Origin of the sequence: Pseudonocardia xinjiangensis (assembly GCF_012911925.1) — a bacterium.
Lineage (GTDB): Bacteria > Actinomycetota > Actinomycetes > Mycobacteriales > Pseudonocardiaceae > Pseudonocardia > Pseudonocardia xinjiangensis.
In genome coordinates this window covers 1-20107 of sequence record NZ_JAAXKY010000046.1, presented here as the reverse complement: position 1 = coordinate 20107, position 20107 = coordinate 1, and the positions used below count along the sequence as shown (strand labels likewise).

Annotated in this window: 19 protein-coding genes; 7 read left to right on the top strand and 12 right to left on the bottom strand. The window is 70.8% G+C overall.

Annotated features, from left to right (window positions below; translation table 11 throughout):
- A complete protein-coding gene (locus HF577_RS15790) occupies window positions 1-750 on the top strand; it encodes a PDC sensor domain-containing protein (protein WP_169396617.1) in 750 nt (249 codons plus the stop codon).
- A 65-nt stretch (window positions 751-815) separates the two neighbouring features.
- Here HF577_RS15790 and HF577_RS15785 read toward each other — a convergent pair whose 3' ends face one another.
- Entirely contained in the window at window positions 816-2075 is a 1260-nt protein-coding gene (locus tag HF577_RS15785) for an NADH:flavin oxidoreductase/NADH oxidase family protein (protein ID WP_169396616.1), read from the bottom strand.
- 67 nt (window positions 2076-2142) lie between these two features.
- Between HF577_RS15785 and HF577_RS38350 the strand changes: the two genes are divergently transcribed.
- Window positions 2143-2826, top strand: coding sequence for a TetR/AcrR family transcriptional regulator C-terminal domain-containing protein (locus tag HF577_RS38350; RefSeq protein ID WP_169396615.1), 684 nt, complete (start codon window positions 2143-2145; stop codon window positions 2824-2826).
- A 59-nt stretch (window positions 2827-2885) separates the two neighbouring features.
- Here the strand turns inward: HF577_RS38350 and HF577_RS15775 are convergent, their stop codons facing one another.
- The 3 genes from HF577_RS15775 to HF577_RS15765 all read right to left on the bottom strand — a co-directional run bounded on the left by HF577_RS15775 (window position 2886) and on the right by HF577_RS15765 (window position 4647).
- Window positions 2886-3371, bottom strand: a complete 486-nt coding sequence (locus tag HF577_RS15775) for an SRPBCC domain-containing protein (RefSeq protein WP_169396614.1) — start codon at window positions 3369-3371, stop codon at window positions 2886-2888.
- Between the two features lie 99 nt (window positions 3372-3470).
- Window positions 3471-3929 carry a universal stress protein gene (locus HF577_RS15770; protein WP_169396613.1) on the bottom strand — a complete coding sequence of 153 codons (459 nt, stop codon included), beginning with the start codon at window positions 3927-3929 and terminating at the stop codon, window positions 3471-3473.
- 100 nt (window positions 3930-4029) lie between these two features.
- Window positions 4030-4647 carry a CBS domain-containing protein gene (locus HF577_RS15765; protein ID WP_169396612.1) on the bottom strand — a complete coding sequence of 206 codons (618 nt, stop codon included), beginning with the start codon at window positions 4645-4647 and terminating at the stop codon, window positions 4030-4032.
- A 237-nt stretch (window positions 4648-4884) separates the two neighbouring features.
- On the opposite strand from HF577_RS15765, the gene ppk2 reads away from it, so the two are divergent.
- Window positions 4885-5868 (top strand): polyphosphate kinase 2, encoded by a 984-nt coding sequence (ppk2, locus tag HF577_RS15760; RefSeq protein ID WP_407692210.1) that lies wholly within the window; start codon window positions 4885-4887, stop codon window positions 5866-5868.
- A 6-nt stretch (window positions 5869-5874) separates the two neighbouring features.
- On the opposite strand, the gene HF577_RS15755 is transcribed toward ppk2, so the two are convergent.
- The 3 genes from HF577_RS15755 to HF577_RS15745 all read right to left on the bottom strand — a co-directional run bounded on the left by HF577_RS15755 (window position 5875) and on the right by HF577_RS15745 (window position 8965).
- Window positions 5875-6069 carry a hypothetical protein gene (locus HF577_RS15755; protein WP_169396610.1) on the bottom strand — a complete coding sequence of 65 codons (195 nt, stop codon included), beginning with the start codon at window positions 6067-6069 and terminating at the stop codon, window positions 5875-5877.
- A 143-nt stretch (window positions 6070-6212) separates the two neighbouring features.
- Window positions 6213-7523 (bottom strand): D-arabinono-1,4-lactone oxidase, encoded by a 1311-nt coding sequence (locus tag HF577_RS15750; RefSeq protein ID WP_169396609.1) that lies wholly within the window; start codon window positions 7521-7523, stop codon window positions 6213-6215.
- On the bottom strand, window positions 7520-8965 hold the full coding sequence (locus tag HF577_RS15745; RefSeq protein ID WP_169396608.1) for an APC family permease: 1446 nt from the start codon (window positions 8963-8965) through the stop codon (window positions 7520-7522). The genes HF577_RS15750 and HF577_RS15745 overlap by 4 nt, the downstream gene beginning before the upstream one ends.
- Window positions 8966-9387: 422 nt before the next feature.
- Between HF577_RS15745 and HF577_RS15740 the strand changes: the two genes are divergently transcribed.
- Entirely contained in the window at window positions 9388-11031 is a 1644-nt protein-coding gene (locus HF577_RS15740; protein WP_312859160.1) for an L-lactate permease, read from the top strand.
- 241 nt (window positions 11032-11272) lie between these two features.
- On the opposite strand, the gene HF577_RS15735 is transcribed toward HF577_RS15740, so the two are convergent.
- Window positions 11273-11875, bottom strand: coding sequence for a TetR/AcrR family transcriptional regulator (locus HF577_RS15735; RefSeq protein ID WP_169396607.1), 603 nt, complete (start codon window positions 11873-11875; stop codon window positions 11273-11275).
- A 718-nt stretch (window positions 11876-12593) separates the two neighbouring features.
- Between HF577_RS15735 and HF577_RS15730 the strand changes: the two genes are divergently transcribed.
- A complete protein-coding gene (locus HF577_RS15730; RefSeq protein ID WP_169396606.1) occupies window positions 12594-13370 on the top strand; it encodes an alpha/beta fold hydrolase in 777 nt (258 codons plus the stop codon).
- On the opposite strand, the gene HF577_RS15725 is transcribed toward HF577_RS15730, so the two are convergent.
- From HF577_RS15725 to HF577_RS15710, 4 genes are all read right to left on the bottom strand, one after another.
- A complete protein-coding gene (locus tag HF577_RS15725) occupies window positions 13371-13718 on the bottom strand; it encodes a histone-like nucleoid-structuring protein Lsr2 (RefSeq protein WP_169396642.1) in 348 nt (115 codons plus the stop codon).
- Window positions 13719-13939: 221 nt separating this feature from the next.
- Window positions 13940-14779, bottom strand: coding sequence for an ABC transporter permease (locus HF577_RS38345; RefSeq protein WP_169396605.1), 840 nt, complete (start codon window positions 14777-14779; stop codon window positions 13940-13942).
- Window positions 14776-15816: an aliphatic sulfonate ABC transporter substrate-binding protein gene (locus tag HF577_RS15715; RefSeq protein WP_169396604.1), complete on the bottom strand. Its 1041-nt coding sequence runs from the start codon at window positions 15814-15816 to the stop codon at window positions 14776-14778. The genes HF577_RS38345 and HF577_RS15715 overlap by 4 nt, the downstream gene beginning before the upstream one ends.
- Window positions 15817-15840: 24 nt before the next feature.
- Window positions 15841-16641: an ABC transporter ATP-binding protein gene (locus HF577_RS15710; protein ID WP_312859159.1), complete on the bottom strand. Its 801-nt coding sequence runs from the start codon at window positions 16639-16641 to the stop codon at window positions 15841-15843.
- A 737-nt stretch (window positions 16642-17378) separates the two neighbouring features.
- Between HF577_RS15710 and chvE the strand changes: the two genes are divergently transcribed.
- Both chvE and mmsA read left to right on the top strand, forming a co-directional pair.
- Window positions 17379-18506 (top strand): multiple monosaccharide ABC transporter substrate-binding protein, encoded by a 1128-nt coding sequence (gene chvE, locus HF577_RS15705; RefSeq protein ID WP_169396603.1) that lies wholly within the window; start codon window positions 17379-17381, stop codon window positions 18504-18506.
- A gap of 2 nt (window positions 18507-18508) precedes the next feature.
- Entirely contained in the window at window positions 18509-20041 is a 1533-nt protein-coding gene (gene mmsA, locus HF577_RS15700) for a multiple monosaccharide ABC transporter ATP-binding protein (RefSeq protein WP_169396602.1), read from the top strand.
- Window positions 20042-20107 lie beyond the last annotated feature (66 nt).

The window sequence follows — 20107 nt, the reverse complement described above, 5'->3', positions numbered from 1 at the left end:
GTGGACGGCCCCGTCGACGGTCCTGTCGACGGGCGGCCCGCCGCGCAGGCGGCGACGGTGATCGAAGGCGTCGTCGAGCAGGTCTTCCACTCGGTCACGGCCGTACGCGACACCCTGCTGGCGGCCCACCGGGCCGCGCGCGAGCGCGGCGAACCGATGTGCGACCGGGACATCACGGCGATGCGCGGGCGGCTGCTGGACCTGCTCACGGGGGAACGCGAGGTCGCGGTGGGCATGGGCGTGATCACCGCGCCGGGGCTGCTCGCCGACCGGCCGCTGCACCTGGAGTGGTGGCAGTCCGAGCCGGACCGGCACCACCCGGTGCGGCTGGAGGTCGACCTCAACCCGCACAGCGTCGGCTTCTACGACTACGCCGCCGCCGAGTGGTTCGTCGTCCCGCGTCGCACGGGCCGCCGGCACGTCGTCGGTCCCTACGTCGACGTGCACGGCACGCACCGGTATCTGCTGACTCTCACCGTCCCGGTCGTCGCCGACGGCGAGTTCCTCGGCGTGGCGGGCGCGGACGTCCCGGTGGCGCGGTTCGAGACGCTCGTGCTCCGGGAGCTGGGCAACCTGGCCGTCGACGTGGTCGTGGTCAACCCCGAGGACCGCGTGGTGCTCTCCACCTCGGCACGGTCGCTCGCCGGATCGCTCATGATCCTCGACGCGGATGCGGGCGACGACGCGGGCGAGGTCCGCATCATCAGCCTGCCCGACCCTCCGTGGCGCATCGTGGTCTCCCCCGGCTGAGTGCGCCGCAGTCCTGAGGTGTCGGGATGTGCCACATCCAGGACGAGCCGGTGACCGGGAACGGATCAGGACAGGGGGAACCTCGCCGACATGCCGTCGCGAAGCTCGGTCAGCATCGCGATGGCCAGGGCGACAGCGGGCTTGCGGTTCGGGCGTACGGGCTTGCCACGGCCGAGGCGGGCGATCTGCTGCTGGTGCCACGCGCTGTTCAACAGGTCGTCGACCATCTTCACCCCGACACGCTGGGGCCGGGCCAGGCTCGTTCCGGTGCTCCCGTCGAGAATGCGCCGGGGGAAGTCGGGCTCGTGTGCGATGGGCCGTGCCAGCCCGATGATGTCGACGGCGCCGCTCTCCAGCGCGGCGGTCATGCCGCTGCGGGTGCGGAAGCCGCCGCTCAGCATGAGCGGCACGGTGAGCGTGCGCGAGAGCTCCTCCGCGTACTCCAGGAAGTAGGCCTCGCGGGAGGTCGTCGACGCTCGGCGGGCTTCCACCACGGAGACGTTCTCGTAGGTGCCGCCGGAGAGCTCGATGATGTGTACGCCCTCCTGTTCGAGCGCGACGGCGACGTTCCGCGCGTCGTCGGCGTCGAACCCGCCCCGCTGGAAGTCCGCGGAGTTCAGCTTGACCGCGACCAGGAAGGACTCGGCGGTCTGCGCACGGACGGCGCGGACGATCTCGAGCAGGAAGCGCATCCGGTTCGAGAGCGGTCCGCCCCATCCGTCTGTGCGCCGGTTGGTCAAGGGCGAGAGGAACTGGCTTATCAGGTAGCCGTGCGCAGCGTGCAGCTCCACCCCGGCGAAGCCGGCGTCCGCAGCGACGCGCGCGGCGGTGGCGAACCTCCCCACCACGTCGAGGATCTCCGGCTCGGCCAATGCCCGCGGCGGGCGGAACATCCGTCCTCCGACGGCCAGCGGAACGGCGGACGGCGCGACGACGTCCTGGCGCCGTCCCGCGACGGACAGCCCGCGCATGGTCTGGCGTCCGGGATGGGACAGCTGCAGCAGGAACCGGGTATCGGTTCCGTCGGTTGCGGCGGACCATCGGCGCAGCGCGGTCAGATGGCGCTCGTCCTCGATCACGACGTTGCGCCGAGCCTCGAGCGATGATCCGTCGACCATGACGTTCCCGCTGATCAGCAGGCCGGCCCCGGAAGCGGCGAGCCGCCGGTAGGCCTCGATCAGCTGGGCGGTGGGTGCCCCGTGGCGATCCGCCAGGTGCTCGCTGGTCGCGGCCTTCGCGAGCCGGTTGCGCAGGACGATCCCGTTGCCCAGCCGGAGCTCGGTGGAGAGAGCCGGGGGCGCCGGGGTGCTGGTCTGGTCGGGCATGGCGATCCTTTCGCTATACGGTGTACAAGTACAAGGTACAGTCACTTGTACGTCGTAGAGTCGTGATGTGGAACGCAGCAGGGCGGGGAGCGGGCGCCGGGCACGGCTGGACCGCGAGGTCGTCGTGGGCCGGGCACTGGCAGTGGCCGACGCGGAGGGCCTCGACGCCCTGACCATCCGCCGCCTCGCCGCCGACCTCGACGTCACGCCGATGGCCCTCTACTGGCATTTCCGCGACAAGGACGAGCTGCTCGACGCCCTCGCGGAGCATCTCTTCCGATCGGTGCGACTGCCGGACGCCCAGGAGGGAGGGTGGGCCGAGCAGTTGCGCGCGACCCTCGCCGCGCTCATGGGGGCGCTACGGCCGCACCCGGCGGTCGCCGCCCTGACCCGCACCCGGATCCTCTCCAGCCATGCAGGGCTCGCCCTCGCCGAGCGCGCACTGGGCCTGCTCGACGAGGCCGGGTTCGGCACCGAGGAGGCCGCCGAGGTCGGCGGCTACCTCGTCGCCGCCGTCGTGACACTGGTGACCGCCGAACCCGGCGCAGGACACGGTCCCGACCCCGAGGTCCGCGACGCCGCGGTACGCGCCCAGCGGGCCACCCTGCTCTCGCTGGCGCCGCACGACTACCCGCACGTGGTCGCCGCCGCCGACGCGCTCGCCTCCTGCGCGGACGACGACGCCTACTTCTCGCGCGGGCTGGACCTGCTCATCGCCGGTGTGCAAGGACTGCACCCCGGCAAGGGGTGAGGGGGCGAGACACCCACACCCCCCACGGTTCAGGGCGTCGGCAGTGTCCGACGCCGAGGTCAACGCCCCCGAGGCGCAGCCTTCCTCTCCTCGACGAGCTCTGCGAGTTTCTCCAGCGCCATCCGCGTGCCCGTCTCGTTGTCGGCGGCGGGCACGCTGTCGGGGATCCCCTCGTGCACGATGGTGACCTCGGTTCCGCCGTCGGCATCGCGGAGGGTGGTCGTCATGGTCATGGTCATGGTCCCGCCGAGCGCCGGATCCGCGGTCTCGAACTCGAACACCTCGACAACCTGCTCATCCGGCACCAGCTTGGCGAAGTGCCCGTGATAGGTGTCGGTGTCCGGGTCCGACTTGCCTGCTCCACCCGGTGCGTCGTAGGTGAGTGACACGCGGAACGAGCCGCCTTCGCGGGCGTCGAAGTCGTGGACCTGGCTACTCATCCCGGTCGGGACGCGCCACCTCGCGATCGCGTCCGCGTCCAGGAGCGCCCGATAGACCTCGGAGCGAGGCGCCCTCACGTGGCGGGAGACCTGCGTCGAGTACATGTCCGGCGACCTTAGTGCGGGGGCCTCAGGTCCCTCTCGAACACGCCTCGCGGGGCCGCCGTCGTCTGCGAGGAGCCGAACCGGCCTGCGACGGTACGGTCAGCCGGCGGTCGGCTCCGGCGCGTCGTGTACGACGACGACGGGGCCCGAGGCGTGTGCCACGACGTGCTGGCTGACCGAGCCGAGCAGCAGGCCGGCGAACCCGCCGTGCCCCCTGCTCCCGACCACGAGCAGGTCGGCTCCGGCCGCCACCTCCACCAGCACCTGCGCCGGGTGTCCGCGCACCACGACCTGCTCGACCGGGACGGTGGTGTCGGCCCCGACCGCCTCCTTGACCGCGCGTTCCAGCACCGTCCGCGCGGTGCCCTCCCAGTCGACGTCGTCGACGGACACGGCCCACCCGTACGAGGCCGGGAAGTCCCAGGTGGTGACGGCACGCACGGCCGCGCCCGTGAGCCGGGCCTGCCCGAGAGCCCACCGCAACGCCTGCACCGACGACGGCGACCCGTCGACCCCGACGGCGACGGCGCCGCGCTCCGAACCGGTCCCTGTGCTCATGCGTCTCCTCCTCGCTCCGGCCGGCGCCCCCGCACGATCCGGCGGACGCCCTGACGAGCTCGAGTCTCCCCTCGCCGGCCGGATCCGCCGACCAGCTCGGTCAGCCTGGCCACGTCGCCGATGAGGTCGCCTCGACCACCTGGCATCCCGTGACCCCGATGACCGCTTCGGCCAGCCGGACGGCGGTGGTCCGCTCGACGGGGTCGTCGCGGTCGTCGCGGAGGGTCACCTCGCCGTCCCGCACGCTCACCATCCATCGCCCGACCCCTCCGTACAGGTTGAGCCGGCGCCGGACATCGGCCTCGACCAGAGCGTCGTCACGGGCGAGGGCATGCACGAGGTCCCGATAGGTCACCATCCCGACCACCTCGTCGTCCTCCACCACGGGGAGCGACCTGGTCTCCGCCGAGCGCATCACGGTCAGAAGGTCCGCCACGCTCTCCTGTGGATGGGCGAGGAGCACGTCCCGGTCCATCACGTCCGCCACGAGCCTGCCGGGACTCCGGGTCACGCGCTCGGCGAGGGGGAGGCGCGGGTCCGGCGGGAAGCGGTCGGCCACGAGCTCCTTCTCACCGACCACGCCGACCAACCGGCCGTCCCCCGTGACCACGGGAAGACACGTGAACCCGTGGGTGTCGAGCACGGCAGCGGCGTCCTTCACCGGCAGCTGCGGCGCGACGGTGACCGCAGGACTGGACATGATCTCGTGGATCCGCATGGTCTCTTCCTCCTGGTGATGCAGCTCCCCGTCGACGCTAGGCACGCCGCCCCGGGTCATCTGGAGGCATCGGGCTCCTCCCGCACGGACCAAGGACCCGAATCCGGAGTCTGAACATTCGCCCCCGACCCGGCCCCGTGGCCCCGGCCGGGCACCGGCACGGGGTACGAATGGCACTGAACGCGAGACGGGCCGGTGAGCGTCACCGGGTGAATGCATGCAGAGACGGGTATCGAGATGACTTCTGTCGACCAGGTCGTGAGCTCGTTCCGGCGAACTCCACGCGGCGTAGGCCATTCGGAGCGCACCCGCCGGGAACTGCGTGAGGCGTTGGCATCCGCGGACCTCCTCGACGGCCTCGACGGGATGACGGTTCAGGAGCTCGACGACGACGAGACGCTCCTGCTGGGCCCGGACGGGCACGAGATCTCCACCTGGCAGCAGGACTACCCCTACGACGAGCGGATGAGCCGCGACGAGTACGAGACCCGCAAGCGGGCTCTGCAGATCGAGCTGCTGAAGATGCAGTCGTGGGTCAAGGACACCGGGCAACGGGTCGTCGTGCTGTTCGAGGGCCGCGACGCCGCGGGCAAGGGCGGCACGATCAAGCGCTTCATGGAGCATCTCAACCCACGCGGCGCCCGGGTCGTCGCGCTGGAGAAACCGACGTCACGCGAGCAGACCCAGTGGTACTTCCAGCGCTACTTCAGCCAGCTCCCCGCGGCCGGGGAGATCATCCTGTTCGACCGGTCCTGGTACAACCGGGCCGTGGTCGAGCCCGTGATGGGCTTCTGCACCGACCACGAGTACCAGGAGTTCATGGCGCAGGCCCCCGGGCTCGAGTCGGCGCTGGTCGACAGCGGCATCCACCTGGTGAAGCTGTGGTTCTCGGTGTCGCGGGCCGAACAGCGCACCCGGTTCACCGTCCGGGTCATCGACCCGCTGCGGCAGTGGAAGCTCAGCCCGGTGGACCTGGCCGCGCTGGGACGCTGGGACGACTACACCCGGGCGAAGGAACAGATGTTCGCCCGGACCGACAGCCCGACCGCCCCGTGGACCGTCGTGAAGAGCAACGACAAGAAGCGGGGCCGGATCGCCGCGCTCAGCTGGGTGCTGTCCACTCTGGACTACCCGACGAAGGACGCGGACGTCATCGGCACACCCGACCCGCTCATCGTCGGCCCGCCCGCCCGGGTCTACGAGGCGAGCGAACGGCACTGATCCCCGTCAGGACACCGGGACCGACGCCTTCGCCAGCAGCCAGCGCAGCTTCCGCTCGTCGGCGGCGTCGTACTCGTGCGGAAGCAGGTAGACCGAGGCCCGCCCGTCGCTGACCCGGACCATGTCGCCCCTGGTCCCGGGTTCCGCCGGCATGCCCAGCGGGTTCTGCAGCAACCGCGTCGCAACCAGGGGTCGCACCATCGCCTCCACGTCGTCGGTCCACGTGCTGATGTGGACGCAACCGGTTGATCGGCACCGCCGGGGCGTCCGTTGCACGGTGTGACGAAGCTTTCCCGGCCGGCGACGCCGGGCGCCTGCTCTGGTATGTCGGCGCGACGGGCAGGTCAGCGCGCGGAGCTGCCCGGTGCCCCGAGCACGCGGTCGAGGTAGGCGTTGGTGAACCGGCCCTGCGGGTCGAGCCGGTCGCGCACCGCCACGAAGCCGTCGAACGCCGGGTAGCGCTCGCGCAGCGTCGCCGCCGTCTGTGTGTGCAGCTTGCCCCAGTGCGGCCGGCCGCCCAGCCCGGCCAGGACCGTCTCGACGGCTCCGAAGTACGCCTCGTGCGGTTGCCCGCGGTACACGTGCACGGCGATGTAGGCGCTGTCGCGGCCGGCGGCGGTCGAGAGCGGGATGTCGTCGGCGGCGGCGAAGCGCACCTCCACCGGGAACGTCACCGCGCGGGCGTGGCGCGCGGCGGCGGCGCGCAGCCCGGCGAGCGCCTCGTGGATCGCCTCCCGCGGGACGCCGTACTCCATCTCCAGGAACCGCACCCGCCGCGGGCTGGTGAACACCCGGTAGGACCGGTCGACGTACTCGGCGGCGGCCATCTGCGCGGCCATCCGCCGGTTGATCGGCGGCACGAGCCGGGGCGCCGCCGCGCCGAGCCGGCAGGCGAGGCCGAAGGCGCCGTTGCCGAGCAGGTCGTCGCCCACCCACTCGGCGACACGGCCGCGGGTCGGGCCCGTCGCCTCGGTGCGGTTGTTGCTCTTGGTGGCGGCGATGTCGGTGTGCGGGAACCAGTAGAACTCGAAGTGCTCGTGGGCGGCGACCAGCTCGTCGAGGCCGGCGAGCACGTCGGGAAGCGGCATCGCGGTCTCGACCGCGTGCAGCCGGAACGCCGGGACGGCCTGCAGCGTCACATGGGTGAGCACTCCCAGCGCACCGAGCCCGATCCGTGCGGCGGCGAAGACCTCGGGGTGCTCGGTGGCCGAGCAGGTGATCAGCGACCCGTCGGCCAGCACGATCTCCAGCGCCCGCACCTGGGCGGCGAGCCCGCGGTGGGTGGCACCGGTGCCGTGGGTGCCGGTGGAGATCGCGCCCGCCACCGTCTGGGCCTCGATGTCACCGAGGTTGGGCAGGGCGAGCCCACGCTCCCACAGCAGCGCGTTGAGCCGGTGCAGCGGCAACCCGGCGGGGGCCGTGACCAGCCCCGTCGTGCTGTCGGTGAGCAGCAGGCCCGGGTCGGCGGGCGGCCGCAACGCGATGTCCTCGGGCACGGCGATGGCGGTGAACGAGTGCCCCGAGCCGAGCGCCTTGACCCGCAGCCCGTCGCGTTCGGCACCCTTCACCGCCTCGACGACGTCGCCCGCGTCCCGCGCGACGACGGTGCGCCTCGGGTCCGTGCGCTGGTTGCCCGCCCAGTTCCGCCAGGTCATCGAATCTCCACGGGGTCGGTCCGGGTGGATCCCAGCCCGGCGGTGCCGTCCCGGAGCCGGCGCCGGAGCACGGCGACGTACCAGAGCCCTGCCAGCGCCAGCGCGGCGAGCACGACGTAGTCGGCGGAGCGGAACGCCTCGGGCAGCGTCAGCGCCGCCACCACCGCGACGAGCCACAGCACGGCGAGCCCCGCCACGGGCAGGGCGGCGGCCCCGAGCCGGAAGCCGCCCTCCCCCGCGTCGACCAGGGACCGCCGCCGCCCGAGGTACCCACCGATGGTGAGCAGGTAGACGAGGTAGGGCACGAGCGCCGTCGCCCCCACCAGCACCGCGAAGGCGTTGCCGTCGGCCGTCCCGTAGGCGAGCAGCACCAGGCAGACCACCAGCGACACGACCAGCGCGGTGACGGGCGTGCCGGTACGGGGGTGCACCCGCGCCAGCGCGGTGGAGAACGGCAGCATCGCGTCGCGCGCCATCGCGAAGATCAGCCGGGAGTTCGACGCGGCCGCCACCACGATCAGGGCGAACATCGAGAACACGACGATCGCGAGGAAGACCTTCGTGAGCACCGGGCCGAGCCAGTACTGCGCGATCGCGGCCAGCGGCACCGGCGACGCCTGGACCGCGGCCAGGTCGGGGATGGCGAGGGTGAACCCGACCAGCGCGAACATCCCCAGCACGCCGGAGACCACGACGGACAGGATCATCGCCCGGGGCACCGCGCGCCGGGCGTCGACGGCCTCCTCGGCCATGTCGGCCGCCGCCTCGAAGCCGACAAGGGTGAAGATCCCGATCAGTGCACCGCCGACGAGGGCGTCGGCCAGCGGCGCGTCGGTGGCGGTGGTGAACAGGAAGCCGAACCCGTGGCCGCCGCCGGGGACGTCCGCCCCGCCCCGCACCCACGCCAGGAACACCACGACGCTGAGCACGACGGTGCCGATGATCTCGGCGAACACCGCGACGTTGTTGACCCGCGCGGCCAGCTGCACCCGCACGATGTTGACGAGGTAGGCGACCACGAGCGCCAGCACCGCGATGAACAGCAGCAGCCGGACGTTCCCCGCGTCGAGCCCGAGGACGGTGGCCGTCAGCGGCGCGAGCCCGATCAGTGCGATCCCGGGCAGGCCGACGGCGCCGTAGAGCACGCCGAGGGACCCCACCACGTAGCCGAAGCGGGATCCGACCAGCCGGGCCGTCCACTGGTAGTTGGCGCCGGCGAGCGGGAAATACCCCGCCAGCTCGGCGAGGACGAGCACCACGAGGAACTGCCCGACCGCGGCGACCGGCCAGAGCCAGATCGCCGCCGGGCCGAGCTGGGTGAGCCCGTAGGCGTAGTTGACGAAGATCCCCGTGGTGATGGAGACGATCGAGAACGCGATCGCGAAGAGGGCGAACCGGCGGAGCACCCGCGGGAACTGCGCCGCGTACCCGAACTCGCCCATCGCGCCCCCTGTGTCAGGTGGATCACAGACTGCGACGGGCGATCACGCCTGTCAATCGTCAGGGCGACGGGCTGCCCCGCACCGGACGAGCTGCGCAAAACGGACGGACACCCGCGCGGGGCGACCGGCATCTGTAGTGATGTGCACCACGCCGCATTGGCGGAGAAACCATGATCCGGCACCGTTCAACTCGGGTGCGGTGCGACCGGTAATCGTCCGATTCGGCAGGCATGGGTATCGAGTCGGGCCCCATCGGTCGAACTATGCGCGATCGCGGCCTCCCGGACATTCCGGACGCACTGCCCGACAATCGGGTGCGGCTGCTCGAACGGCCTACTCCGATAACGGGTGCGGCGATGGCAAAATTCGCGATCATGTGGTCCGCGTCAGCATTGCCGGTGCCGTTGGAACCGTCCCGTCCGGTGACCTTCGTCCTCGCCGCCTATCGTCAGAATCCCGAAGCCGTCGGCCATTCCCTCGGCCTGTCCGCGCTGGCCTCCGTGGTCCCGCTCGCGGTCGTACTCGTGCTCCTCGGAGTGCTGCGGGTCCGGGCCCAGTGGGCCGCTCTCGCCGGTCTCGCGGCGGCGTTGCTCGTCGCGATACTCGGGTTCGGGATGCCCACCGGAATGGCGCTCTCGGTGGCGGCGCACGGGGCGTTCTACGGGCTCCTGCCGATCATGTGGATCGTCGTGAGCGCGCTGTGGGTGTTCAACATGACCGTGGCCACCGGCCATTTCGACATCCTGCGCCGCAGCTTCGGCGCGCTGTCGACCGACCAGCGCACCCAGGCGATCCTGGTGGCGTTCTGCTTCGGCGCCCTGCTGGAGGCACTGGCCGGGTTCGGCGCCCCCGTCGCCATCACCTCGGTGATGCTGGTGGCGCTGGGGTTCCGGCCGATGAAGGCCGCCGTGGTCGCTCTCGTGGCCAACACGGCGCCGGTGGCGTTCGGGGCCATGGGCGTCCCGGTCATCACCCTGGCCGGCGTCGCCGGCCTGCCACTGACCCAGGTGGCGTCCACGATCGGCAGGCAGACCCCGGTGCTCGCGGTGTTCGTCCCGCTCGTGCTCGTGTTCCTCGTCGACGGCAGGCGGGGTCTGCGCGAGGCCTGGGTGCCGGCCATCGGGTGCGGGGTGGTCTTCGCGATCACCCAGTTCGCCGTGTCGAACTACGTGTCGGTGCCGCTCACCGACATCCTCGCGTCGCTGCTCGCCGCGGTCGCGGTGATCCTGCTCGCGCGCGCCCGGCCCGACGCGGTCTGGGCAGCGCGGGAGCCCGCGCTGGCGGCCTCCGGTGGCCCCGGCACGGTGGCGACGCCGGACTCGCCCGCTGACGTCCGCAAGGCCTACGCGCCGTACGTGATCATCGTGATCGTGTTCGCGCTGGACCAGCTGCCCGGCCTCAAGCCGGTGCTCGACTCCCTCAAGCTCGCGTTCAACTGGCCGTTCCTCGACATCATCGGGACCAACGGCAAGCCCCTGATGTCCAGCACCACGCAGTACTCCCTGACCTGGTTCTCCACGGCGGGCACGCTGATGGTCGTCGCCGGGCTGATCGTGGCGCCGCTGCTCGGTGTGGGGGCGAAGCGCGCCGCCAGCACGTGGGTGCGCACGATCGTCGATCTCCGCTGGGCGATCCTCACGGTTGCCTCGGTGCTCGCGCTGGCGTACGTCATGAACGCGTCGGCGCAGACCACGGCGATCGCTCTCATCATCGCCTCCGCGGGCGGTGCGCTCGCCTTCTTCTCCCCCGTGCTCGGTTGGCTCGGCGTGGCCGTCACGGGTTCGGACACGTCGTCGAACGCATTGTTCGGGGCCTTGCAGGTCACCGCGGCGCGCAGCACCGGACTGCCTCCCGAGCTGCTCGCGGCGGCCAACTCCTCGGGCGGTGTGCTCGGCAAGATGCTCTCCCCGCAGAACCTCACGATCGCCGCCGTCGCGGTGAAGCTCGAGGGCCAGGAGGGCGTGCTCCTGCGCAAGGTGATCGGCTGGAGCCTGGGGATGTTGCTCGTGCTTGCCGTCCTCATCGCGCTGCAGGCCACCCCGGTGCTGGGCTGGATGCTGCCCTGACCGCCGGTACCGGAGTCGGTCACTCCCACTCCTGGGGCGATCGCGGCGCCCTCGCGTATTCGTTGCGGATTCTGATTGCTGTGCGGGAACGAGCCGGCCCTGCCCGACCGGCTCGGGCCCCCGATGATGGCGAGGTGACCGCTTTCCTGAGCGGTTGACGATCCGCCGATCTCCCCCCATGCTGCGGCACCCTCGGAATCGTTCGGGCGGCCAGGCCGGAGACGTCCAGAGGCGGCAGTCCTCATGTCGGGGCGAGAACCCGGCGCCAGTAGCCGGTGACACTGCGGCGCACCTGCTCGACGTCGACACCACGCGGGTCCAACAGCAGTTGGAGGGCGATCCCGCGTAGCTGTCCGACGATGGCGATCGCGACATCGTCGGGCTTGAGACCGGGGTCGACGACACCGTCCGCGATGCCGGCCTTGATGTCGTCGCGCAGGTCAGCACGGAAGGCTTCGTCGCGCTCGCGGAAGATCGGGGCCAGGTCGGGTTGCGTGGCGGCCTCGGCCCACAGGAGCAGAAAGGCTTGGTTGAACACGCCGAGGCGAGCAAGTTCACCGAGGTAACCGTCGACCAGTCGCAGAAGGCGGTCCAGCCCAGGCGGCAGATCGTTTCGGCCCGGCACGAACGCGGCCTGCGTCGCCCGTGCGAGCCGTTCCACCAGCGCCTGCTTGCCGCCGAAGTGGTGAGTGACGATGCCGCGGCTGTAGCCGGCTCGTTGCCCGACTCGCGCCAGGGTCAGGGAACGAACCCCCTGCTCGACGACCAGTTCGGCGGCGGCCGTCAGCAGCGCGGCTTCGGCCTGGTCTCGGCGTTCCTGCTGGGTGCGGCGGGTGCTGGCCATGCGTCGGAGTCTAGCAATGATACTTGCGTGTTGACCAACAAGTATGTGTAGAGTGAGTGGCGTAACAAGCGCCGGCTCCGGGAGGTTTCCTGATGATCGAAATCGACGACCGCGAGCGTGACGCCCTCTGGTCGACGACCCGGGCGGTCGGTGGTGATGCCCCCGTCGAAGACCGTTCTACTGCGGTTGGCGGCGGCGCTGGGGGCGGACTTCGCGTCGGTTCAGCAGGAGCTCACAACCGGCGGGAGCACCCTCGAGGGCAGCTACCGGAACCATTTCGCCCAGGGCGACCGCGTCCTGGTCTTCGACGAGCTCGATCCGGCGGATAGATTTCGAGGGCGAGGGCCACAGAGAGATTTCGGCGGCCGATCCTGTCCAGGTCACCCACGTAGCCGGTACCTGCCACTGCGTGGTGGCGATCTCGTGAAGGACGCAGTTGCCTCGCCCGGCACGAACCGCCGCCGCAGCCTTTCCCTGCCACGCAAAGAGCATCGCTCGGCTCGCTGCCTGCACCGGATCAGCGACGACCGCTGTCGTGCCCACGAGCGCACCGAACAGGTGGCGACCACTGCGGACAGGGCCTTTTCGGCACGGCGATGTGGTCCGCCGGTTCTGCGCGTCAGTCCCGTCGACGACACGCGGGGCGAGCCGGGCGAGCGGCCCGGGTGGAACGAACTGTCACGTTATTGCAACCAACAAGTATCTGAGAGGTGGCCTTGTGCCGCACACTCCACTCGTCCTCGTCCACGGCAACCCCGAGACAGCGGCCATCTGGGGACCGCTCATCGGGGAGCTCGATCGGGCCGACGCGGTAGTCCTGTCCCCGCCCGGGTTCGGCGTCCCCGCGCCCCGCAGCTTCAACTCGTCGACGACGGCCTATAGAGACTGGCTGGCGTCCCAGCTGGAGCTGTTCCGCACTCCGGTCGACATCGTGGGTCACGACTGGGGCGGAATCCACGTCGCGGCGCTGGCCATGAGCCGTCCGGATCTGATTCGCAGCTGGGCCTCCGATGCACTCGGCGTGTTCGCGCCCGACTACGTCTGGCATCCGCGGGCACAGGTGTGGCAGCAGGAGGGTCCAGGGGAAGCCTCGGTGCAGGAGTTGTGGGGAGGCGATCTGGAGCAGCGACTCGCGGTGACGTCGGCCCTCGGTATGACCGGGCGCATGGCGGAGCGGGTCGCGGCAGGCATGGATCCCGAGATGGGACGCGCCGTCCTCACGCTGTTGCGGTCGGCACGACAGCCGGCGATGGCCGAAGCGGGACGGCTGCTGCCGAGCGCCGCAGAAAGTCCGGGGCTCGCTCTCATCGCCGTTGACGACTTCGAGCGAGCTAGCGGGACGCTGGTGCAGCACGAGTGGGCAGCGCGGCAATCGGGCGCGAGGATGGCGCATCTTGAGGGCGTGGGCCACTGGTGGCCCGAGGAGACACCGGCGCCGGTTGCTGAGGCTCTGACGAACTTCTGGGCAGAGCTGCCGGATCCGGAAAGAAGCTAGCTAGGAAGCCGAACCGCGCTGCGCGTAGGCCTCGAGAACGGAGTGGGGGATGCGTCCGCGGTCGGAGATCTCGTGCCCGTTCTGCCGGGCCCACTCCCGCACCGCTGCGGTGTGTTCCCGGTCGCTCGCGGCCGGACGTGCGGAACGGGCGGTGGCCGAGGACTGGCGACCGCTACCGCCCCGACGGGCCGCGGCGACGAAAGAAGCCAGGGAGTCCCGGAGTCGCGCGGCGTTCTCGCCCGACAGGTCGATCTCGTACTGGCGTCCGGCGAGAGCAAACGTCACCGTCTCGTCGGCTTCCGAACCGTCCAGGTCGTCGACGAGCCGGGTTTGAACTTGCTGGGCCACAGTGCACTTCCATTCGATGAGTTCTCGGCGGGCCGGCCGATACTCTCCAAAAAACACCGTGAACGTCAAGTTGGCCCGCCGGAGAGAGACACGGGAACTTCCGGATGGCCGGCCGCCGAGAACGATTCGTCCTGTTGACAGGGGGCGATCTCCGCGGAAGGAACCACAGATTTCTCGGCCACGTGCGGCGTGTCACCCACCCGGTAATGCGTTCTGGAGTGTCAGTTCCATCTGCGCAGCAGCCGGCGCTCGGCGAGGCCGAGGATGCCGTCGGTGATCTTCCCCAGTACCGCGAGCAGCACGATCGCGAGAAGCAGAATGTCCGTGCGTCCGGTGTTCTGGCTGTCGATCAGGAGGAACCCGAGTCCGATCGACGAGGCGATGAGTTCGGCGGCCACCAGGAACAGCCATCCCTGGGCCAGACCGAGGCGCAGTCCCGACAATGCAGCAGGGGCGATCGCCGGCAACTGGACCTGGACGAACAGCCGCACGCCCGTGCGGCCGTAGGCCCGGCCGACCTCGACGAGGTGGCGGTCGACGTGGGCGAGCGCGGCCGACACGGTGGTGTAGACGGGGAAGAACGCCCCGATCGCGACCAGCGTGATCTTCGGGGTCTCGCCGATGCCGAGCCAGAGCAGCAACAGCGGCACCCAGGCCAGCGACGGCACCGCCCGCAGCGCCTGGATCGACGGCGCCAGCAGCGCCCGCGCCGGACGGGACAGCCCGATCACACCGCCGAGCACGAGACCGGAGCCGGCACCCGCGGCGAAGCCGAGGAGCACCCGCTGGGTGCTGATGCCGATGTGCTGCCAGAGCTCGCCGCGCGTCACCAGCTCCACCAGCGCGGCCAGCACCGCTCCCGGGGTGGGCAGCTGGGACGGCGAGAACTCCCCCGACGTCGCCAGCAGCTGCCACCCCAGCACGAAGAGCACCGGGACGAGCAGCCCGAGCAGCACCGCACCGCCGAGCCGCCGGACACCGCCGAGCCGCCGCGGGCCGGGGCGCCGGGCGGGCGAGGTCGGGTCCGCCCGGGCCTCGGTGTCGGGATCGGTGACCGTCACGACCCGGCCGCTCGGCCAGCGGACGTGGTGCCCTTGGCCTGCTCGGCGAACCGTGGCTCGAACAGGGTGGCGAGCGCGGTGGTGGCCTCCGGCTCCGAGCGCACCAGCCCGTCGGACACGAGCAACGGCACCAGCCGTGACAGGACCGCGCGCTGCGGCTCGCCGGGCACCGGGTCGATGCCCAGATCCGTGCGCGTCAGCAGCTGCTGGCGCGCGATCTCGGGCTTGATGCTCGCGGCGGCCGCGAGGGTCTGGACGGCGGCGTCGGGGTTCTCGGTGATCCAGGCGCGGGCCCGCTCGTACGCCGTGACGACGGTCTGGGCGACCTGCGGCTTCTGCTCGAGGAACTCCTCGTTGGCGTTGAGCAGGCCGTAGGAGTTGAAGTCGAGGTTGCGGTAGATCAGGCGCGAGCCCGCCTCCAGCTCGGTCTGGGCCATGAACGGGTCCAGCCCGGCCCATGCTGCGACGTCCCCGCGTTCGAGCGCGATCTTCCCGTCGGAGTGCTGGAGGTTGACGATCTCGACGTCGGACGCGGAGAGGCCGGCGGCCGACAGGGTCTGCAGCAGGAAGAAGTACGGGTCGGTGCCCTGGGTGGCCGCGATCTTCTGCCCGCGCAGCTGCGCGGGGTCGCTGATCGGCGAGTCCTTCGCGACGACGATCGCCGACCACTCGGGACGGCTGAAGACGTCGATCGCGCGGATCGGGGAACCGTTCGCCCTGGCCAGCAGCGCCGGAGTGCCGGCGGTGGAGCCGATGTCGATCGCGTCGGCCCGCAGGTTCTCGTTGGCCTTGTTGCTGCCCTGCGACAGGACCCACTGGACGGAGCCGGGGCCGAGCTCCTGCTCGAGCCAGCCCTGTTCCTTGATCACCAGGCTCTCGGGGTTGTAGTAGGCGTAGTCCAGGCGCACCTGGACGCCCGAGGCCGCGGGCGCACCGACGGAGCCGTCGGCGTTCTCGCCCGAGACGCAGCCGGCGAGCACACCCACGAGGGCGGCGAGCGCACCGATCCGGGCGACGGCGGACAGGGCAGGGGGCATCACGGTCTCCTGGAACGAGGTGGGTCAGGCGGGGCGGTGGCGGGGCACGCCGAGGCGGTCGAGCAGCTCGACACGCAGCGCGGCGAGCACGGGGTCGGCGCGGTCCCGCGGGCGCGCGCCGGGCACGTCGAGCACGTGCGCGATCCCGGACCCGGCGCCACGGTCCGCGCGGGGGGCGAGCACGACGACGCGGTCGGCCAGCTGGAGTGCCTCGTCGACGTCGTGGGTGACCAGCAGGACGGTGGCCCCGGAGGAACGCTGCAGGTCGTCGACGAGATCCTGCATGCGCAGGCGGGTGAGCGCGTCGAGCGCCGCGAACGGCTCGTCCAGCAGGAGCACACCGGGTCGTCGCACCAGCGCCCGCGCGAGTGCGGTGCGCTGGGCCATTCCGCCGGAGACGGCACGCGGGCGGTAGGCCGCGAACGGCGCGAGCCCCACGGTGTCGAGCGCGTGCGCCACCGCGGAGCGCCGCGTGCTCCGCGCTGCGCCGTCCGGCAGGCCGAAGGCGACGTTCTCGGCCAGGGTGCGCCATGGCAGCAGGCGCGGTTCCTGGAACACGACCGCGGCCCTCGGCTCGATCCCGTCGACCCGGGCACCGTCGATCGCCACCTCGCCGCCGGTGGGCCGGTCGAGGCCCGCGACGAGGCGGAGCAAGGTGGACTTCCCGCAGCCCGACGCCCCGAGCAACGCCACCACCTCGCCCGCCGCGACGTCGAGGTCGATCCCGCGCAGGACGACATGGGCGCCGTCGCCGGTGCCGAACACCCGGTCGACGTCTCGGAGCGTCACGGGGACAGCGGCCACTCGCGTGGCGGTGGTCTGCACGAATATGTCCTTGTCGGGCGGCGCGGAGGGTGCGGCGGCGTTCCTCAGGCCCGACAGGCGGCGCTGGCGGCGTAGCCCAGATCCAGCCACAGCCGCTCGGCGAGCTCGTCGCCGATACCGTGATCCGTCTGCGCCACGGGCCAACGCTATGGGGCGCCCACCGGCTCGCGCAAGGCGACCGGCCCGGGTCCGGAACCGCCGCCGGGGCACGACGCGCCTGGTGAGCGCCAGGCCCGTGTGGACACTCGGACGGCCACGACGCCCGCGGGTCGGGCTGCCCGGCTCGACCGGGCCGGCCCGCTGCGGCGCAGCGCTTGCCCCCGCCAAGATGTGAGCGCTAACATTCGCCGCCGCGGGTCTTCACGGCTCCGCCTGCTCCCGGACGAAGGTGTCCCATGGCATCGATTCACCCAGCACCTCACGGCCACCGTGAGCGTGGACCTCGGGTGGCTGTCCGGACCGCACACGGGTGGCCGCGCCGCCGCAGGGACGACGTCCGGCTGCGCCGTCACCCGCTGCGTCGTCACCCGGCACGCCCGTGGTGTGATCGGCCGCGCGCCGACGACCAGCGAAGTCCCGCCCCGCCGAGCACGGCTGTCCGCTTCCTGCGGCGCCGGGTGCCCGGCGGACATCCCCCCGCGTGATCGGTACCGGCACCGACTGCACGCCCTGACCTCAGGGTTTCTCGACGTGTACGCGATGCCGGCTCACGGACCCATCTATTCACTGGAGAGAAGATGAAGCTGGCACGGCTGGCCGCAGTGGCCGGGAGCATCGTGCTCGCCACGGCACTCGCGGCCTGTGGTTCGAGTGAGAAGACCGTCGACCAGAACGCCGGTGCGGCGACCCCGGCCGCCGGGAGCCTGGTCGGCGTCACCATGCCGACGAAGTCGTCCGAGCGCTGGATCCACGACGGCGACAACATCAAGAGCGCGCTGGAGAAGCTCGGGTACTCGGTCGACCTGCAGTACGCGGAGAACGACATCCCGACGCAGGTCAACCAGATCGAGAACCAGATCAGCAAGGGTGCGAAGCTGCTGGTGGTCGCCTCGATCGACGGCACGGCGCTCACCACGCAGCTGCAGGAGGCCGCCGACAACAAGATCCCGGTGATCTCCTACGACCGCCTGATCCGCAACAGCCCGAACGTCGACTACTACGCCACCTTCGACAACTTCACCGTGGGCGTGGACCAGGCGAACTCGCTGCTCACCGGCCTGGGGCTCAAGAACGCCGACGGCACGGACGGCACGGCCACCGGCCAGTTCAACATCGAGCTGTTCGCCGGCTCGCCCGACGACAACAACGCCACCTTCTTCTTCAACGGTGCGATGTCGGTGCTCAAGCCCTACATCGACAAGGGCACCCTGGTCGTGAAGAGCGGGCAGACCGACTTCACCACCGTGGCGATCCTGCGGTGGGACCCGGCCACGGCCCAGCGGCGCATGGAGGACCTGCTCACCTCCACCTACAGCGGTGCCAAGGTCCAGGGCGTGCTCTCCCCCTACGACGGCCTGTCGATCGGCATCCTGTCGGCGCTGAAGAGCAACGGCTACGGCACCGCGGGTCAGCCCTACCCCATCGTGACGGGCCAGGACGCCGAGGTCGCCTCGGTGAAGTCGATCATCGCCGGTGAGCAGTACTCCACCGTCTACAAGGACACCCGCCAGCTCGCCGACGTCACCGTCAAGATGGCCGACGCCGTGCTGAAGGGCGCCAAGCCCGAGGTGAACAACACCACCGACTACGACAACGGCAACAAGGTCGTGCCCTCGTTCCTGCTGCAGCCGGTGGTCGTCGACAAGAACAACTACCAGAAGGTGCTGGTCGACTCCGGCTACTACACCGCCGACCAGCTGAGGTAGTGATGACCGCCGACGAGATCCTGCGGATGCGGGGCATCACCAAGACGTTCCCCGGCGTGAAAGCGCTGGAGGACGTCAACCTGTCGGTCCGCCGCGGGGAGATCCACGCCATCTGCGGTGAGAACGGCGCCGGGAAGTCGACGCTCATGAAGGTGCTGTCCGGGGTGTACCCGCACGGCTCCTACGAGGGCGAGATCCACTTCGACGGCGAGCTCTGCACCTTCTCGAGCATCCGCGACAGCGAGCAGCGCGGGATCGTGATCATCCATCAGGAGCTGGCGCTGTGCCCCCAGCTCTCCATCGCCGAGAACGTCTTCCTCGGCAACGAGCAGGCGACCCGCGGCCTGATCGACTGGAACCGCACCAACCACGCGGCGGCGGCTCTCCTGGCCCGGGTCGGGCTCGCGGAGAACCCCGTGACGCAGGTGCTCGACCTGGGGGTCGGCAAGCAGCAGCTGGTGGAGATCGCGAAGGCGCTGTCGAAGGAGGTGCGGCTGCTCATCCTCGACGAGCCGACCGCGGCGCTCAACGACGACGACTCCGCGCACCTCCTCGACCTGCTCCGCGGGCTGCGGGAGGAGGGCATCACGTCGGTGATCATCTCTCACAAGCTCAACGAGATCGCGGCCATCGCCGACTCGATCACGATCATCCGTGACGGCCGGTCGATCGAGACGCTGAACATGCGCACCGACGAGGTGACCGAGGACCGGATCATCTCGCTGATGGTGGGCCGCGACCTCGAGAACCGCTTCCCGCCCCACGAGCCGCACGTGGGCGAGGAGGTGCTGCGGATCGAGGACTGGACGGTGCACAGCCCCACCCAGCCCGACCGGGCCGTGGTCTCGGGCGCCAACCTGACCCTGCGCCGCGGCGAGATCGTCGGGTTGGCCGGCCTGATGGGCGCGGGCCGCACCGAGCTGGCGATGAGCGTGTTCGGCCGGTCCTACGGCACCAACATCTCCGGGCGGCTGGTCAAGGACGGCCGGGAGATCCAGGTGCGTTCCGTGCAGGACGCGATCCGTCACCGGATCGCCTACGTCACGGAGGACCGCAAGCGCTACGGCCTCAACCTCATCGAGGACATCAAGCGCAACGTCTCCGCGGCCCGGTTGGGCAAGCTCGCCCGCCGGGGCTGGGTGGACGACAACGAGGAGTACAAGGTCGCCGAGGGGTACCGGCGCAGCCTGAACATCAAGGCGCCGACCGTCCTCAGCGTGACGGGAAAGCTCAGCGGCGGGAACCAGCAGAAGGTCGTGCTGGCGAAGTGGATCTTCTCCGACCCGGACGTGCTCATTCTCGACGAGCCGACCCGCGGCATCGACGTCGGCGCGAAGTACGAGATCTACACGATCATCAACGCGCTCGCCGCCGAGGGAAAGGCCGTGCTGGTCATCTCGTCGGAGCTGCCGGAGCTGCTGGGCCTCTGCGACCGCATCTACGCGCTGTCGAGCGGCCGGATCACCGGTGAGGTGAGCCGCGAGGAGGCCACCCAGGAGCGGCTCATGCACTACATGACCACGGAACAGGAGTAGGCGACCCCATGTCCACCACCACCTCCGCAGACGTCGGGGCCACCGCGGAGGGCGGGACTCCCCCGC